Here is a 16,555-nt window from a genome sequence, read left to right on the forward strand (position 1 = left end):
CACTCGTTCACTGAGCGGACGGAGTTCCCAGATCGACCTCGCCCTCCGTCGAGCCACCGTAATCGTTGATGGCCTGGTAATGCACCCGATGTAGAGCGTTTGTGCTGACCTCACCCGCGAGGGGAAAGAGCTTCGTCTCGCCTGGGCCGATCATCCCGCCTTCATCAAAGCGGGCTGTCTTGCCATCCCCTGTTACATGCAGCGAGGCGAAGGAGACGTGATAGACGCTGGGGTTGCGCGCTTCGAGAGCAGGCCGGTTGCCGGCCTTGATCAGGTGCCAGGTCATCTGCGCAGGAGCCTCGTCTGCGTTGCCCTTGAGGCCCACTGGCCGAAAGAACAGCTTGATGCGCGAGCGAAACGCGAATTGCAGCCGGTTGACTTCAGCCTCGTCGCCAGCTGGCTTGGGCGGTATTTCCACGACATTGAGCCAGAACACCGACTCCCGCTCCCGAGGCAGCGGCTCGCCCGTATAAAGGATGCGCAGCGTCTGCCCCTTGCCCGGGTCGATGCGGGCCACCGGCGGGGTTACGGTAAACGGCACGGCCATGTCGGCAGGTGCGGCCTTCGGATTGCCATCGTCGATCCAAGCCTGCACCAGTGCCGGTGCCTTGCCCTCATTGCTGAGTTTGACAACGGCTTCTGATTCCTTTGCGTCATAGATGATCCGCGTTCCGGCAATGACGACCGACGCCAAGGCAGGATGCGCAAAGAGAAAGGTCAACACGCCGACGCTTGTGGCCAGTAATTTCTTGAGCGATGGATTCATGACTGCGCAAACGGAAGCTGGAGGAACACCCGAAATGGAGCGGCCGCATGGCCGCTCCGCACTTCAGCAGACCAAGGCCTGTGGACTTACTGGTAGGCGATGGTGTAGAGCACGCTGGAGTTGGCTGCACCGGCGGAGGCGGTTCCCGTGGCGACGTACTGCACGTAATACGGCAGGGTGGCCGAGCCGCTGGTGATGGCGACCGACTTCGAGTTCTGCGAGGCGTCGGCAAAGCCAGCCTTGATCTCTGTGAAGTCCGAGTTCAGCAGACCGAGCTGAACATTGGTGGCGCCGCCGGCATTCAGGATCAGCCTGCCGGTGGTGGCGTCGGTAGTCGGGCCTGCCTCGAAGAAAGCGTGCACATTGCCCGTGTTCGGCGTGCAGTTTGTCAGCGCGATATTGAACGGCGTGCGGCCGGCCGTCTGCCCTGCGCTAGCCAAAGTAGAGGACGAGACGGTCGGCAGGGTAATGGTGAAATCCTTCGAGCCGCTGCCATTACCGTTGATGGTGCAGGTCTGCGCAGTGATATTACCGTTGAAGGTAATGGTGCCGTCGGCTGCCATGGCATTTTGAGAGATCGCGATGACGCCAGCGGCGATCATGGCGGACAACAGTGTCTTTTTCATGTGTAAAGCTCCTTAGGTTAAAAAATGTCGTCTGACGACGCCTCGCGTAATTTCGTCCGTGTGCTTTCTGAGGAACACCCGGAGATACCCCACTAGCTGACCAATTAATGACTATGTCATTTTTTTGACCAAAAAAAGAATAGGTTGCCAACGGCTCGGTTTCAAAAAGCCCGGCAAGCGAATACACCGCTTCGACACTGCCGTTCACGCTCAAAACATGGTGCGACAATCCGTGCCCGGCAGAGGAATGCGCTGTGCTTCGAACGCAAAGTTCGCGCGCTTCCCCGGATCGAGAAAAGACGTATCGCCCCGCTCCTGCCAAGCGCTTCCCCCTAGTCGTTCTGATAACGCTCAGGGTAAAGAACCTGCTCCTCCGTGATCAGCTTCCGCCCGATGACCTCCACCAGTTTTTCAGCCAGCTGCGCCGACGCGCGTTCACTGCCGCTTTCCACCATGGAAATGTGCGCCTGCGATACCCCGACCACCTGGGCAAGTGCCTTCTGTGTGAGGTTCTTCTGCTTTCTCGCTATCCGAAGCGGCGTCATGACGATGACCTATGCGTTTCAGATATGACAAATATAATTTCAGGCTATTCACTTGTCAATAACTTATTCTTATTTTCAAAATATAGGTTTTACCTATATCGTGTGGCCGCATGAAAATCGGCCACAGAATCAGGGAATCGCGGGATGGCAAGCGCCTCAGCCAGGGGGAACTGGCTCGGCGTGTGGGCGTCTCACAGCCGGCGATCTCCGACTGGGAAAACGGCAAGACCGAGCCCTCGGTCGATAATATGCGGACACTGGCGGTGGAACTGGGGGTCTGGTTCGAGTGGCTCGCCACCGGGCGCGGCCTGAGGGAATACCAAGGCCTGGCGCAAGAACAGCCGATGGAATACCGGGTCCAACCCGCCCTCCCCGAAGACGAACAAACCTTGCAGGCGATTTACCGCAAGCTCTCGCCGGCACGGAAGGAAGCCTTGCTCGACTTTCTCAAGCGCTGGGGCTGATTCGCTCTCGGGGTAAAGCGGAACACTCTCAAAAACGTTTCGCCATTTTCTGTGTAGGCCACACGCCTCATGCCATCCGGTGGCTGCATTCGTGACACCGGCTGGCAGGCTCACCGTTCAAGACGACAGCGGCACTGTCTCCCTGAGCTAAGCTGAAGTACCCGCGACCAACGCCACCAGCCTGCCCTGACTCGTCAGACCACATGAACATCTGCTCCGCGCCTTGATGGCGTTGTTGTGCTTGCCCGCCCTACCGCTGGCGGCCGTGTCGGCGCCGACTATCAGGCTCGCTTCGGACAATTGGTGCCCGTACATCTGCACCCAAGACAGCGCGATTACCGGCGGCGTCCTGGTGGAACTAACAGGGCAGATAGTGTCCTCGGTCGGGTATCGGCTGGAATCGTTGCTGATGTCTAGGCATTGGCAAAAGCAACCAGAGAGCACGGCCACTGATTCGCACCAACAACGATGGAATGGGCAAGATCAGGGCATCGGGCCAGCTCGACCACCAGCAAGAAAACGACCATCTCGATCCATCGCCCTGAGCCCAGCACGTTTGGCTACGCATGTCAGAAACACGGCACAGGTGGCGCACGTTGCACGTATAAAGAAGAGAGACGCCTCCATCGGGAGTGCGCCCTCATGTGAGGTGATCGCCCCGCTCATGTTCAGCGGCGGATTGGACGCCCACGATCGCGAAGCGCTGCCTCTCCGCTGCCCCTGTCATCTCGAGGCGGGCGGGAGCCAACGCGACTTACAAAGGGCCCGTCATCGTGACTACTCCAAACACCATCCGCACTGCACAATCGCGCGCCGGTGACGCTCGGGCGGCCGTGCGGGAGTTCTATGCCGGGGTCTGCCAGCCCGGGATGGCACTGGTCGTGTTTTTCTGTTCCAGCGATTACGACCTCGACGCGCTGGCGGACGAAATGACGAAGCTGTTTCAGGGTGTCACGGTGGTTGGCTGTACCGCCGCCGGAGAGATCGGGCCCGTCGGCTACCACGATCTAGGGCTGACTGGCGCCAGTTTTCCCGCGGCGTCATGCACCGCGGTGTCGGGCCGCATCGGTGACTTGCAGCACTTCCAGATCGGCGAAGGCGCCGCCTTTGTGCAACCCCTGCTGCAGCAACTGGAGGCCGCTGCATCGGCAGTCGACCCCGCGAACTGTTTCTCGTTCCTGCTCATCGACGGTCTGTCGCGCCGGGAAGAACCGGTGGCGCGTGCACTGCAGGATGCGCTCGGGACGATAACGCTTTTCGGAGGGTCGGCTGGTGACAACCTCAAGCTGACCCGCACCTGGGTATTCCACGACGGGGCCTTTCATCCCGACAGCGCCGTCCTGCTGCTGGTCAGCACCCGCCTGCCCTTCAAGATATTCAAGACCCAGCACTTCGTCAGCGAGGAAGAACGGCTGGTCGTGACCGAGGCGGACGCCAGCCAGCGCATCGTCAGGGAAATCAATGGCCTGCCCGCCGCCGAGGAATACGCCCGGGTCGTCGGCGTAGCCGTGGGGGACCTCAACCCGTTGCGGTTTGCCGCCTCGCCGGTGGTGGTGACCATCGACGGCACCGACTATGTCCGCTCGATCCAGCGCGCCAACCCGGATGGCAGCCTGACCTTTTTCTGCGCCATCGACGAAGGCTTGGTGTTGCGTGTCGTGCGCGGCGTCGACCTGCTGGGCAATATCGAGCGTACCTTCGGCACGATCCGCGCCGACATCGGCCCGTTCCAGCTGGTCCTGGCCTGCGATTGCATCCTGCGCAACCTGGAGATGACCCAAAGCGGGGCGAAAGAAGCCGTGGCGGACCTGCTGCGCAAAAACCATGTCGTCGGCTTCAGCACCTACGGCGAGCAATATCACGGCGTGCACGTCAACCAGACGCTGACCGGCATTGCCCTGGGTTACCCGCGAGAAGCCCATGCCCCCTGACAAAACGCCCCGGGACTCCCGCGACATCCGCGGCGAAGACGCGCTCCAGGCGGAAATCACCCGCCTCAACAAGGTCGTCACGGCCCTGATGAACCGCGCCGAACGGGGAATGAGCGCCCAGGGTTCCGATTTTGGCCTGTTCCAGACCGCGGTGATGCTGGAAGACCAGGTGCACGAGCGCACCAAGGAGTTGGAAGCGGCCCTGCACGAAAATGAAAAAATCAACCGCGCCCTGCATCGCGCCCAAGAACAGATGGAGCGCGAGATCGAACAACGCAAAGAAGCCAACGAGGCGCTGGAACGTGAAAAAGAAGAGCAGAAGTTGCTCATCGCCCAATTGAAACAGGCGATGCACCAACTGGTTCAGGCCGAAAAGCTGGCCTCGCTCGGCAGCTTGGTGGCCGGTGTCGCCCATGAACTGAATACGCCGCTGGGCATCGGGGTGACCGTTTCGTCATCGCTCAAGGCGATGCTCGACGCCCTGTTGGCGCAAGTCGATGCCGGCACCCTGCGCAAGCAGGCGCTGCTCGATTTTCTCGCCCGCAGTGGCGAAGCGGTGGTATTGCTGGAAAACAACCTGCAGCGCGCCACCAACCTGATCGGCACCTTCAAGGAGGTGGCCGTCGATCAAACCAGCATGCGGCGGCGCAGCTTCGACCTGCGCCAGGCCATCGACGAAGTGCTGATGACGCTGCGGCCCAAGTTGAAACACACCGCACATCGACTGGACATCACGGTGGCCACCGGCATCACGCTCGACAGCTACCCGGGGCCGATCGAGCAGATCGTTTCCAACCTCGTCACCAACACCTTGCTGCACGGCTTCGAAGGCATCGACTCAGGCACGATCCGGATCACGGCCAAGCCCGAGCAGGATCACGTCACGCTCTGTTATTCGGACGACGGCATCGGCATGAACGAGGCCACGGCCAAGCATGCTTTTGATCCTTTTTTCACCACCAAACTGGGCAAAGGCGGCAGCGGCCTCGGCTTGTACATCGTCTACAATCTGGCGACCGCCGTGCTGGGCGGCAGCATCAGCGTGTCGAGTGCGCCGGGACAGGGGGCGCGCTTCGAACTGGTGCTGCCACTTACCGCACCCGTGGCGCCCTCCTCGAGCGAACGTTGAAGTCCAACGGGCTGGCTCCTGATTCGGATAGGCACCCGCTTCTACTCGAACGGGCCCCGATGCCAGGGGCTTCATGTCATGCACCCGATCTGACGCACACTGCCCATCTGAAAGCTAAACTGAAAATACAGTCAAGGCTCACAAGAAAATACTGCGCCGGCGGGTGGGGCGTCGGGACGACCTCGATACGGCGACAGTGAAAGGCCACACGGGATGAAACGCCACGAAGCTGAAACGTATCTCGCCTTTTCCCCCAGGGAACGCGGCTTGTTGTGCGCCATGCTCTACACCACCACCGAGCGCCACGTCATGGGCTGGTTTACCGGAGCCAAGGGCACGCATTTCCACCGAGCCTTTTTCCTGCTCGAAGATTTCTTCACCGACGAACCCCAGCGTTTTCTCACCACCAAGGACAGCGACCTCTACGGCGGCTGGGTGTACGACTACAGCCGTGGCCACCCCAGACTGCAGGAGCCGATTCCCATCGACGACGACATCGGCCGCACGCTGGAAGCCTTGCAAGCCGATTTCGCCACCGAATGGCTCTTCTACCTCGACACGCCCGGCTACGAGGAAGACCTTGCTCGCTACCGGGCCGAAGGACTGCCGCTGCACGAAGTCAACATCCGCCACAAACGCCTGGTGCGGCTGGATCACGGCGGCCACCCCTGGGAGCACATTTCCCCCAATGCCGACATGAACATCCTCGACTACATCCAGGAATACTGGCCGCTGGATTACCGGCTGCCTTGAACCCTTTTGCCCTGCGTTACACGCCACAACACAGAGGAGAGCAAGCATGGCCTGTCTGCTGCAAATCAACTACGAAAACCTTCCCGAATCCGAAGCCCTCTCAAGCCATATCCAGCAGAAGCTGGAAAAGCTGGAACAGTTTTTCCCGCGTCTGATCGGCTGCAACGTCACCGTCGGCTTACCGCACCGCCACTCCAACCAGGGCGAACACTACTTCGTGCAGATCGACATGACAGCGCCCGGTACCGAAGTCGTCAGCAACCGGCAAAACCACGAAGATGTCTATGTGGCCTTGCGCGACGCCTTCGACGCCGCACGGCGCATGCTGGAAGACCATGCCCGCATCCGGCGTGGCGAGACCAAACAGCATACGGAGCCCACCCACGGCACCGTGGCACGCCTACTCGATGGCTTCGGCTTCATCGAGGGCGAGGACGGCAATGACTACTATTTCTCGGCAGAGAACCTGGTCGATCAAGCATTCGACAAGCTCAGCGAAGGCATGGCGGTGAAGTTTCTTCCCGAGGCGGCGCAAGAGGGCTGGCAAGCCAAGCGCATCAGCACCGGCAAGCAGCGCAACCATCCGGGCTGACCGATTGACCCGCCATGCCCTTGTACAACGTCAGGATCAGCCAGGTATTCGAGGAAATTGCCGATCTTCTCGACATTGAAGAAGCGAACCCGTTCCGTATCCGCGCCTACCGCAATGCGGCCCGTACCCTGAGTGAATACCACCAGGAGCTGGCTGCATTGGTGGCACAAGGGCAGCCTTTGCCCAAGCTGCCCGGCATCGGCGCGGATCTGGGCACCAAGATCGTCGAGATCGCCCAAACAGGCAGCTGTGCGCTGCTTGATCGACTGCGCGGCGAGGTGCCGCCGGCAGTCGCCTATTTGCTGTCGCTACCCGGCCTGGGTCCCAAGCGGGTCCGCACCCTCTATCACGAGCTGGCGATCACCTCGCCGTCCCACCTCCAGCACGCGGCGGAACAGGGCCTGGTGCGCCGACTGCCGGGCTTTGGTCCCAAACTGGAACAGCAGCTGTTGCAGGCACTGGCCAAGCACCTCGACACCCAAGCCCGGCTGCCGCGAGCCAGCGTACGACCGTCCGTGGAGAAGCTGCTCGACTACCTGCTCCGCGTGCCGGGGGTGCGGCAGGTCGAGGTGGCCGGCAGCTACCGGCGCCGCCGCGACACGGTCGGCGACATCGACATCCTGGTGGCCGCCGCGCCAGGCTACGACGTGCCGTTTGCCTTTACCGCCCATGAAGACGTCGACGAGGTGCTGGCGCAGGGCACGACCAAGGCCAGCGTGAGGCTGCGGAATGGCCTGCAGGTGGATTTGCGCGTGGTACGCCCGGAGAGTTTTGGCGCGGCACTGCTCTATTTCACCGGCAGCAAGGCGCACAACATCGCACTCCGGCTGATGGCGCGAGAGCGCGGCCTCAAGATCAACGAATACGGGGTGTATCGTGACGGGCAACGCATCGCCGGCGACAGCGAGTCCTCGGTCTACGCCCTGCTGCAAATGCCCGTGATCCCCCCTGAACTGCGCGAAATGCGCGGCGAGATCGAGGCGGCGCGCCACGGCAGCCTGCCCACTTTGCTGACCTGGCAGGATCTGCGCGGGGACCTGCACACCCACACCGCTGCCAGCGACGGGCAGAGTAGCATCAAGGACATGGCGCTCGCCGCGCATGCGCTGGGGCTGGAGTATCTCGCCATTACCGATCATTCGCCGCAGCAACGCCTTGCCCGCGGGCTGAACGAGGAGCGGCTGCTGGCGCAGCTGGACGAGATCGACCGGCTGCAAAGCGCCGGTGGCCTGGGGGTCACCTTGCTCAAGGGAATGGAGGTCGACATTCTGGAAGATGGCCGGCTCGATCTTTCCGCCGCGCTGCTGGACAGGCTCGACATCGTGGTCGCCGCGATGCACGACCACTTCAGTCTCTCTCGTGCTAGGCAGACCAGCCGACTGTTGCGCGCGCTCGACCAACGCGTCCACATCCTGGCCCACCCCACCGGACGGCTGATCGGGCGGCGCGCGCCGATCGCGGTCGATTTCGCCCTGGTGCTGCACCGCGCCCGCGAGGTCGGCTGTGCGCTGGAGCTCGATGCCCAGCCACTGCGGCTGGACCTGGACGATCTGCACTGCCGCGAAGCCAAGGAGGCCGGGGTGCTGATCAGCATCAACTCCGACGCCCACAGCGCGGCGGATCTGCGCAATCTGCGCTACGGGGTGGAACAGGCGCGGCGCGGCTGGCTGGAACGGCAGGACGTGCTCAACTCCCGAACGCTGGCACAACTGAAGGCCTTCCTCAAGCGGCGCTGAGCGGTGGCAGGGTGGTCCGCCCTCCTCACGCCTTGTAGCGCTGCATCAGTCTTTCCAGTGTCTGCCCCAGTTCATGCAGCGATTGCGCCGCCGCTTCGGTGTCGCGCGTGCTCTCGGCGTTACGGGTAGCCGAAGCGCTGATATCGTCCATGGCCTGCGCAAGCTGGTCGATGCCGGCCAGCTGCTGCTGCGCCGAGACGGCAATCTGGGCCGCTGCCTGCGCACTCTCGGCAATGCTCTGGGCCAACTGCCGGATCGACTCGCCGGCCGCTTTGGATTGCTGCACGCCCGATTCCACCGCCTGCGCCCCCTGCTCCGCCGTCTGCACGGCGCCGTTGATCGCCTTGCCGATGTCGTTGAGGATGGACCGTACCTGCACCGTGGCTTGCTTGGACTGCTGGGCCAAGCTCCTCACCTCTTGCGCCACGACCCCGAAGCCCAGACCCTGTTCGCCGGCCTTGGCCGCTTCGATCGACGCGTTGACCGCCAGCAAATTGGATTGATCGGCCAGGTCGTTCACGGTGGCGATGATTTCGCCGATCATCATGGCATGCTCCGTCAGCTTGATCGTGCTGGCGGCAACCTGCCCCATGTGTTCGCGGATATGCAGCATCCGGACGACGGCATCATCCACCGACTCCTGGCCCAGTTGTGATACCTGGGCGGCACGCTGCGCCGCTTCCGACACATGCTGGGCCTTTTCACTGGCGACCAGCGCGGTCTGCTTGGTCTCGGCCATGGTAATGACCGCCTGGGTCACCGCGCTGGCAGTATCGGCGGCACCGGAGGCGACCTGACTGGCGCCGCTCACAATGGTGGAGGCCGAACTCGCCAGCACCGCCACGCCGCCGCTTATTTCATGAGTCATCTCGCGCAGGCTATCCACCATCTCTTCCAACGCCTGCCCCACACTGCCCATGTACGGCTGCGGGTCGACACGTACGGTCAGGTCGCCCTCCGCAATGCGCTGGGCCAGCGCCATCAGCGTGGCGTTCTTTTGCAGTTCGCTCTGATGCATCTGGGCGAGACGCGCGTAGAGCATCCCGTTCTCGAACAACAACATCAGCAGCACGAAACTGGCGGCCAGCAAGCCATAGATGCGCCCGGCGTAGAAGCCCAGGTCGAAACGGCCGGCGTTGAGCATGGCGGACAGGGCGATATCGAACAGCCACGCGCAGACCACCACCATCACCCACAGGTCAAGCACCGAACGCGCCCGGCAGCGCCATAGCCGCACCAAGGCGAGCAGGCTGAAGACCCAGACCGAGACGATGACGTAAATCATGGCCGGGGTGTAATGGTTGCCGCGCATGATTTTCGGGAGCGCATCCTGGCCGACCGTGGCGGCCAAGGTGAACGCACCGACCAAGCCCAACACCCCGGCCACAGCCAGGGGCGTAAAGCGTGTCCGGCCACTGAAACGGCTACGCGGTTGATCTTTCAGCCAGGCGTAGGCAATCACGAACAGTGGAAACCCTGCGTGCCAGAACATATACAGCCAGGCTGTGCTTTGAGGGCCTGCCCCCAGCCATCCCCCCGGCGCAAAAAGATCGGGAAAAGTGAGCGCATGAACCGTGGCCATGCTGGCGGTAAAGAGATAAGCGCACGCCAGCACCAGTAATCCGGGGGTGCGCAAGATGCGGAACTGCCCGAACAGCAGCACCGCCGTGATCAGGTCGTTGATGACCAGCGCCGACTCGTAAACGGGAATAAAGGCCCAAACGCGTGGGAGCGGGAGCTTGGCAAACGGCACCAGGGCCAGAAATATCACGAGGGACACCAGCACCACCGTTCTGACAAGACGCCATTCACGCGGCGTCGGCAGCACCGTGGATAAAAATGCCCGGCTCTCCTCGGCCACGTCGTGCACCATCGCCCTCCCCCTATCCGCCGGTAAAAACCCCACCCATGCAGCACACGTGCTGTTTTACTTGTATAGCATGGTCATGCTGTTACTGGCGTGTCGACGTGCCCGGTCCTGGGGATTGCGTCACGGTCGTCAGGCAGCGCAAGACGACTGATACCGACTTGTCGGAGCGGACTCCGGCCAAAGGCTTTTGTCCGGGCAAGCGTCGTGAAGGATAGTACGCCCCACCCCGGCTCCGCGTGGGTTGACACCCGCTCATCGGCGACCGCGCTGCCTTGCGGAGTGCCCGTTTTGTCCATAAAACGATGATATGCAATTGACGTTGCCATCGGCATTTGTAACGCCGTGCCGCGCCAGCCGATCGATTACGAGGACACCATGGCCACCCTGCTTGATCCGACATCCAACGAACAGAAGTACAGCAAACTCACCAGTGGCGTCATTGTTGGTGCCACCACCGCCAACAGCACGCGGCTCTGGGTCCGTATCTACCAGCCGGGCAGGTGGTGTCTGGTCGTCACGGCGAGCCCGCTGAGCGGCGACCTGGTTCGGCTGGAAGAAAAGACGGTTCCCGCCTTTCTGGCCGGTAATGGAATCGCGGCGGCCTACCTCAGCGAGCATGATTTCACGCATGACAACAGCCTGACCCACGTCTTCGACGTCCCCGGCCTCACCCCGGATACCCGTTACTACTACACGGTCATCGCCAGCGAACTGGATGCGGACAAGGTAGCGCGCCGTACCGAAATCGGCGGCGATGCGCCACGCCATTTCCGCACCATGCCGGAGACCCCGTCCGAGATTGTCTTCGGCTTCTACAGCTGCCACGACCATATCAGCAACAACGGTAGCGCCGGGGCCTGGCCACACTATCTCGAGCAGTTGGGGGACACCCGGGCACATTTCTCGATCGGCGGCGGCGATCAGGTCTATGTCGACACCAACGGCAAGAATCGTTTCCTGGATATCTGGTCCTGGCTGAAGGACAACAAGAAAGCGCTGCTCGACAAGTTTGCCCTTGGCAAAGGCAAGTACGATGAGGCGGGCATCCAGCAATACCTGCTCGACATCTACCGCTGGTATTACCGCGTCTACTGGAGCGTGCCCGAGTTGCGCTCGGTATTCGAACAGGTTCCGCAGTACATGATCTGGGACGACCACGAGATCATGGACGGCTGGGGCTCATTGACCTGGAAGGAGCGCGCGGCGCAAATCTGCTCGTTCTGGGAGGAGGAAGACAGCAAGCCCAACCTGATGCTGCTGCAATTGATGTGGAAAGCCGCCTGCCAGGCTTATTACGAATACGAGCACAGCCACAATCCCGCTACGCCCTACAACCCGGCGGACCCCGACCAATGCCAGTGGGACTACGCTTTCTGCCATGGCGGTGCCGCCTTTTACGTGCTGGACATGCGCGGCCACCACGATGTCGAAAAGAACAAGGGCAAGAAAATACCCGACAAGAACATCTTGCTGGGTCAGGCCCAGTTCGACCGTTTCCGTCAGTGGCTGGGAAGTGAGGACGTGAAGCAGGCCAATGCGCTGTTCATCGTCTCTCCGGTCCCGGTCGTCCATTGGGTCGATCGACTGGTCAACTACGCCGACCTCGGCGAGGCCAAGGATGATTTCAAGGACGAGTGGGGTCACGAAACCAACCAATGGGAACGCAACCAGCTCCTGGAGACCCTCTTCAAAAGCATCGATCAGACCGGCAAGAAAGTAGTATTTCTCAGCGGGGACGTGCACTGCGCCTCGATCTTCAGGATTCGCCACCGCAAATTCCCCGCCGCCAAGGTCTACCATGCCACCTCGAGCGCCATCTCCCGCAAGCCGGCACCCAAACTGAGCCTGATCGGCATCAGTTCAGGCGGCGCCATGGAGAATAACGACAATGTCTTTACCGAACGACTGTACGCCCTGACGGGGTCCAACAACTTCCTGATGGTGCGGGCCCGCCCCGGGCCCAATCCGGAAATCATCATCGAATTGAACTGGGCGGGCGGCGACGAAGGTGAAATCACCAAACGCCGCATCGTACTCGATTAAGGCAAGCCACCGCGGATCGCCCGCCTGATGTTCCGCGCTGCTCGGGGCCATTGCCGGTCTCGTCCTCGGGCCATCGCCGTCTTTCGAGGCGGCCGCCATCCCAGCGTCATGACCTCCGCGTCGAGGTGCGGCGACATTCCCGTATTTCATCGCGATACGCATGCTGTCAGCCTGAACTAACATGAATTGCCACCCTCTTAGTGAAGTAGGGCCGGTTCGGATAGATTTCCGGTTATGCATCGGCATGCGTTGGCCGTGACGGTACGGCTGCCAGCGCCGCGCAACCGGAAGGTGCTCCCATCGAACCGGCCAGCTAGTGGGGCGGGTCCGCCCCGGCGGGTGCCTTGACGCCCAGTATCGGTTGTTTTCTTCGGCGAACGGAGCACTCGCTTCATCCTGTCTGAAGTTGAAGGAGGAAAGCCATGTCCCTATCACGTTCCGTTCGCACTTCCGTACTGACTTCGTTACTGGGGGCATCCCTGCTGTTGCTGGGCGGCTGTGCCAGCTCGGGGGATGTCGACAAGCTGCGCGCCGATGTCACCCGCGCCCAGCAGACTGCCGATCAGGCGATGAAAGCCGCAGCCGCGGCCCAGGCCTCGGCCGATAACGCCGGCAAAAAAGCCGACCAGGCGATGACGGTGGCGAACCAGTCCAACCAGACCGCCAACCAGGCCAACCAGACGGCCACCGATGCCAATCAGCGGCTGGATCGGATGTTCAAGAAAACCATGATGAAGTAGACGAAAGCGAGCGGGTGGGCGTTCGTGCTCAGAATCTGTTCACGATCTGTCGCGAGCGGCCCTCAGCGGGGTGAAGAGCAGCACATGAGCCCCGATCAGGGATCGCGCAGCAAGATCGGGGCAGGTTCTCAGCGGATGACCACTCGCATGCCGATCTTCGCCCAGCGCGCGAATTGGTGCAGTTGCGCATTGCTGAGCGCGACGCAGCCATTAGTCCAGTTGAAGTCGCGATGAATACGATAGCTTCCACGCCCGACACCATGAATGCCGATGGCGCCCCCCAGCGCGGTGTATTGCGGCGGCAACCGTCCAGCGCGGGCCGCCAACAGAATGTCGTCACGGGTGCCCGCATCGATGCGGCCGTCGTGAAAAGCTTGCTCGGCATGCTCCGGGCGGGGGTAATCGAGTTGGTAGAAACTGCCGAATACGTGTGGGGAGCGAATGCGCATGATGTGGAAGCTGCCCAACGGGGTGCTGCCATCGCCGTGGTAGTGGAGCGGCGCGACGCCGCCCCGCCCCACCGAGATGTTGTCGAAGCGCTGCAGCGGGCGGCTGCCCTCATACACGGTAAGGGTACGGGCGGCGGTATCCACCTCGACCCAGCGCTCGGTGCCGGCATCAGCGAGCATGCTCAGTGCCAGCCACACCAGGGTCAGTGCATACCGCATCAGCCTCGCCATGTGTCTCGCCCCCTTGCCCGCCTTGTCCTGACCATAACGCTGAGCGTCATGGGCTTGGTCCCCGCGGCTGCAGCTACCTTTACGCTGCCGACCGACGGTTCGACCGTAGTGGGCCAGGTGCTAGTGGTCGAACCGACCGGCAACAACACGCTGCCCGACATTGCCCGCCATTACGACATCGGCTACGAGGAGATCGCTCGCGCCAACCCCGAGCAGTCGGTCTGGACGCCGCACGGCGCCGTGGTGGTGCCACGCCAGTTCATCCTGCCGCCCAAGCCGTGGCAGGGCGTGGTGCTGAACATCCCGCAGCGGCGGCTGTACTACTTCCCGGAAACGGCCAAGGGACAGCCACCGAAACAGGTCATCACCTATCCCATCAGTATAGCGCGCGAGGGCTGGTCCACCCCGCTGGGGGCCACCCGCATCAAGGCCAAATTCAAGGACCCGGCCTGGTTCGTTCCCAAGAGCATTCGCGACGAGCATTTGCGCGAGGACGGCGTCGAACTGCCGGAATACTTCCCTCCCGGCCCCGACAACCCGATGGGCATGCTGGCGATGCAGACCGGCTTCCCCGGCATCTTCATCCACGCCACCAACCGGCCGTGGGGGGTGGGTCTGCGCACCAGTCACGGCTGCCTGCATCTATATCCCGAAGACGCCGCGCAGATCTTCCCGCAAATGAAGGTGGGAACGCCGGTGAGGGTGATCGATGAGCCCGTGCTGGTCGGCAACGATGGCAGCCGCTGGGTGATGGCCACCTTCGAGCCGGTAGACGAATACCCGGACAAGGTTCCGCTGGAGCAGCGGGTAGCGCAAACACTCTCGACCGTGCCCCTGCCGCCCGATGAAATCGACCAGGAGCGGGTAACGCAACTGGCCACCACCCCGCAACCGGTGCCGGTCGCGCTGTCGGCCTCCGAACCAGGCCTGGACGACTGGCTCACCGAGTTGCCCGTCGAGCCGTACAATTTCGAGCCCTACGGCATCGATGCCAACAATGCCCTGCTGCCTCGTCTCCCCGCCAGCGAGGATCTCGAATTGCCGTAAATATGCGCCAAAGGTTGGCCGAAGAAGCAAGAGTTCGGCACCGTGCGTTCGACAACGAGGTGGACGCACCATGCAAAAGAGCCGCATTGCGGCTCTTCATGCTACAGGGTTCAGATCAGCCCGAGCCCCTTGAACATCACCAGCAGGATCAGCAGCGGCGTGACCAGCTTCAGCAGCCCGTGCAAGCCCTTCACGATCTTGCCATTGTCCAATACCCCGTGATTGCTCAGCGCCTCCATCATCTTCTGCTTGCCCCAGACCCAGGCCACGAACAGACAAATGAAGATGCCACCCAACGGCAGCAGGACGTTGGAAGTCAGGTAGTCGAACAGATCGAAGAAGGTCATGCCGAACAGTTTGACGTCGGCCAGCACACTGTTGGACAAGGCGCAGCTGGAGCCGATCAACCCCAGCAACAGCAGGTTCAACAAGGTGGCGCGGGCGCGGCTGATGCCGAAGCGACCCACCATCACCGATACCGGGACTTCCAGTAGCGACAGCATGGCACCGGTGGCCGCCACGGCGGCCAGCACGAAGAACAGCACCATGAACACGTGGCCGAACGGCATGCTGGCAAAGACCGCCGGGATGGTGATGAACAGCAGCGCCGGGCCGGCACCGGGCTGGAAACCGAAGCTGAACACCGCGGGGAAGATGGCGATACCCGCCAGCATCGACACGAACAGATCGGCGCTCATCACGCGCAGCGTGGTGGCCGGGATGTTCTGATCGTCGCGAAAGTAGCTGCCGTACGTGATCATGGTGCCCATGCCGATGGAGAGCTTGAAGAACGCCAGCCCCATGGCGACCAGCACCACTTCGCCGCTGATCTTGGACCAGTCCGGGGTGAACAGGAAGGACAGGCCCTGCGCCGCGCCCGGCAACGTCAGGCTGCGTGCGCCAATCACCAGCAGCAACACGAACAGCAGCGGCATCAGCTTCTTGGTCACGGCCTCGATGCCCTTGGCCACGCCGAACAGCAGGATTCCGCCGATCAGCAGCAAGACCCCCCACTGCCACAGCAGCGACTGCACCGGGTCGGAAATCAGCCCCTTGAAGGCCGCCGACGTGACCGCCGGGCTGCTGGAGAGGATGTCACCGCGCAGCGCCTTGAACACGTAGGCAAACACCCAGGCCGCCACCTCGGTGTAAAACGCCATGATCAGAAACGCCGCCACCACGCCAAAGGCGCCGATCAGCCACCACGGCTGTCCCGCCGGGGCCAGGGTACGCAGCGTGGTCACTGCATCGGACTTGGCCTTGCGGCCCAGCATGATCTCGGAAATCATTACCGGCAAGCCGACCAGCAGCGTAGCCAAGAGGTAGATCACCAAAAACCCGGCGCCGCCGTTGGCCCCCGTCACATAAGGGAATTTCCAGATGTTGCCCAGCCCAACCGCCGAGCCGAGTGTGGCGGCCAGCACGCCGAAACTGGAAGAAAACGCATCGCGGGTTTTGCCCGCTGCCGCCGTGGCCGCGTGTGGAGTGTGATTTTTCATCGAAAACTCTGCCTGAAACAAATGACAAGCCCGTCCCGCTTGTGGCGGGGACGGGCGCTCGGGCGAGAGTGTACGAAGTTTTGATCAAGCCGGCTATCGCCTGGTCGGCCTACTTGCCAAGTCAAAACAGGAAG

At 62.0% G+C, this 16,555-nt stretch carries 15 protein-coding genes; 9 read left to right on the forward strand and 6 right to left on the reverse strand.

Annotation, left to right across the window (positions count from 1 at the left end):
* Positions 1–7: 7 nt before the first annotated feature.
* From B9N72_RS21650 to B9N72_RS19015, 3 genes are all read right to left on the reverse strand, one after another.
* Positions 8–766, reverse strand: a complete 759-nt coding sequence (locus B9N72_RS21650; RefSeq protein ID WP_085277773.1) for a fimbria/pilus periplasmic chaperone — start codon at positions 764–766, stop codon at positions 8–10.
* 86 nt (positions 767–852) lie between these two features.
* Positions 853–1,392 (reverse strand): fimbrial protein, encoded by a 540-nt coding sequence (locus tag B9N72_RS19010; protein ID WP_085277774.1) that lies wholly within the window; start codon positions 1,390–1,392, stop codon positions 853–855.
* Positions 1,393–1,724: 332 nt separating this feature from the next.
* Positions 1,725–1,937, reverse strand: a complete 213-nt coding sequence (locus B9N72_RS19015) for a helix-turn-helix transcriptional regulator (RefSeq protein ID WP_085277775.1) — start codon at positions 1,935–1,937, stop codon at positions 1,725–1,727.
* Positions 1,938–2,047: 110 nt separating this feature from the next.
* On the opposite strand from B9N72_RS19015, the gene B9N72_RS19020 reads away from it, so the two are divergent.
* The 6 genes from B9N72_RS19020 to polX all read left to right on the forward strand — a co-directional run bounded on the left by B9N72_RS19020 (position 2,048) and on the right by polX (position 8,542).
* On the forward strand, positions 2,048–2,401 hold the full coding sequence (locus B9N72_RS19020; protein ID WP_085277776.1) for a helix-turn-helix domain-containing protein: 354 nt from the start codon (positions 2,048–2,050) through the stop codon (positions 2,399–2,401).
* Between the two features lie 773 nt (positions 2,402–3,174).
* The gene (gene nosP, locus B9N72_RS19030; protein WP_085277777.1) at positions 3,175–4,332 is read left to right on the forward strand and encodes a nitric oxide-sensing protein NosP; all 1,158 of its coding nucleotides are present in this window, start codon (positions 3,175–3,177) and stop codon (positions 4,330–4,332) included.
* A complete protein-coding gene (locus B9N72_RS19035; protein ID WP_085277778.1) occupies positions 4,322–5,461 on the forward strand; it encodes a sensor histidine kinase in 1,140 nt (379 codons plus the stop codon). The genes nosP and B9N72_RS19035 overlap by 11 nt, the downstream gene beginning before the upstream one ends.
* 213 nt (positions 5,462–5,674) lie before the next feature.
* Positions 5,675–6,214, forward strand: coding sequence for a hypothetical protein (locus B9N72_RS19040; RefSeq protein ID WP_085277779.1), 540 nt, complete (start codon positions 5,675–5,677; stop codon positions 6,212–6,214).
* A 46-nt stretch (positions 6,215–6,260) separates the two neighbouring features.
* Positions 6,261–6,806: an HPF/RaiA family ribosome-associated protein gene (locus B9N72_RS19045; protein ID WP_085277780.1), complete on the forward strand. Its 546-nt coding sequence runs from the start codon at positions 6,261–6,263 to the stop codon at positions 6,804–6,806.
* A 14-nt stretch (positions 6,807–6,820) separates the two neighbouring features.
* The gene (polX, locus tag B9N72_RS19050; RefSeq protein WP_085277781.1) at positions 6,821–8,542 is read left to right on the forward strand and encodes a DNA polymerase/3'-5' exonuclease PolX; all 1,722 of its coding nucleotides are present in this window, start codon (positions 6,821–6,823) and stop codon (positions 8,540–8,542) included.
* Between the two features lie 25 nt (positions 8,543–8,567).
* Here the strand turns inward: polX and B9N72_RS19055 are convergent, their stop codons facing one another.
* Positions 8,568–10,415, reverse strand: a complete 1,848-nt coding sequence (locus tag B9N72_RS19055; protein ID WP_085277782.1) for a methyl-accepting chemotaxis protein — start codon at positions 10,413–10,415, stop codon at positions 8,568–8,570.
* A gap of 372 nt (positions 10,416–10,787) precedes the next feature.
* Between B9N72_RS19055 and B9N72_RS19060 the strand changes: the two genes are divergently transcribed.
* Positions 10,788–12,455, forward strand: a complete 1,668-nt coding sequence (locus tag B9N72_RS19060; protein ID WP_085277804.1) for an alkaline phosphatase D family protein — start codon at positions 10,788–10,790, stop codon at positions 12,453–12,455.
* Positions 12,456–12,877: 422 nt separating this feature from the next.
* Positions 12,878–13,195: an Lpp/OprI family alanine-zipper lipoprotein gene (locus B9N72_RS19065; RefSeq protein WP_085277783.1), complete on the forward strand. Its 318-nt coding sequence runs from the start codon at positions 12,878–12,880 to the stop codon at positions 13,193–13,195.
* Between the two features lie 128 nt (positions 13,196–13,323).
* On the opposite strand, the gene B9N72_RS19070 is transcribed toward B9N72_RS19065, so the two are convergent.
* Complete coding sequence (locus B9N72_RS19070; RefSeq protein WP_234986055.1) at positions 13,324–13,863, reverse strand: L,D-transpeptidase family protein; 540 nt, start codon at positions 13,861–13,863, stop codon at positions 13,324–13,326.
* Positions 13,864–13,923: 60 nt separating this feature from the next.
* Here B9N72_RS19070 and B9N72_RS19075 point away from each other — a divergent pair, with 60 nt between their 5' ends.
* Positions 13,924–14,922: a L,D-transpeptidase family protein gene (locus B9N72_RS19075; RefSeq protein WP_234986057.1), complete on the forward strand. Its 999-nt coding sequence runs from the start codon at positions 13,924–13,926 to the stop codon at positions 14,920–14,922.
* Between the two features lie 110 nt (positions 14,923–15,032).
* Here the strand turns inward: B9N72_RS19075 and B9N72_RS19080 are convergent, their stop codons facing one another.
* Entirely contained in the window at positions 15,033–16,421 is a 1,389-nt protein-coding gene (locus tag B9N72_RS19080) for a sodium-dependent transporter (protein WP_085277785.1), read from the reverse strand.
* Positions 16,422–16,555: the final 134 nt, after the last annotated feature.

This window comes from Pseudogulbenkiania subflava DSM 22618, assembly GCF_900177275.1.
GTDB classification, from domain to species: Bacteria; Pseudomonadota; Gammaproteobacteria; order Burkholderiales; family Chromobacteriaceae; genus Pseudogulbenkiania; species Pseudogulbenkiania subflava.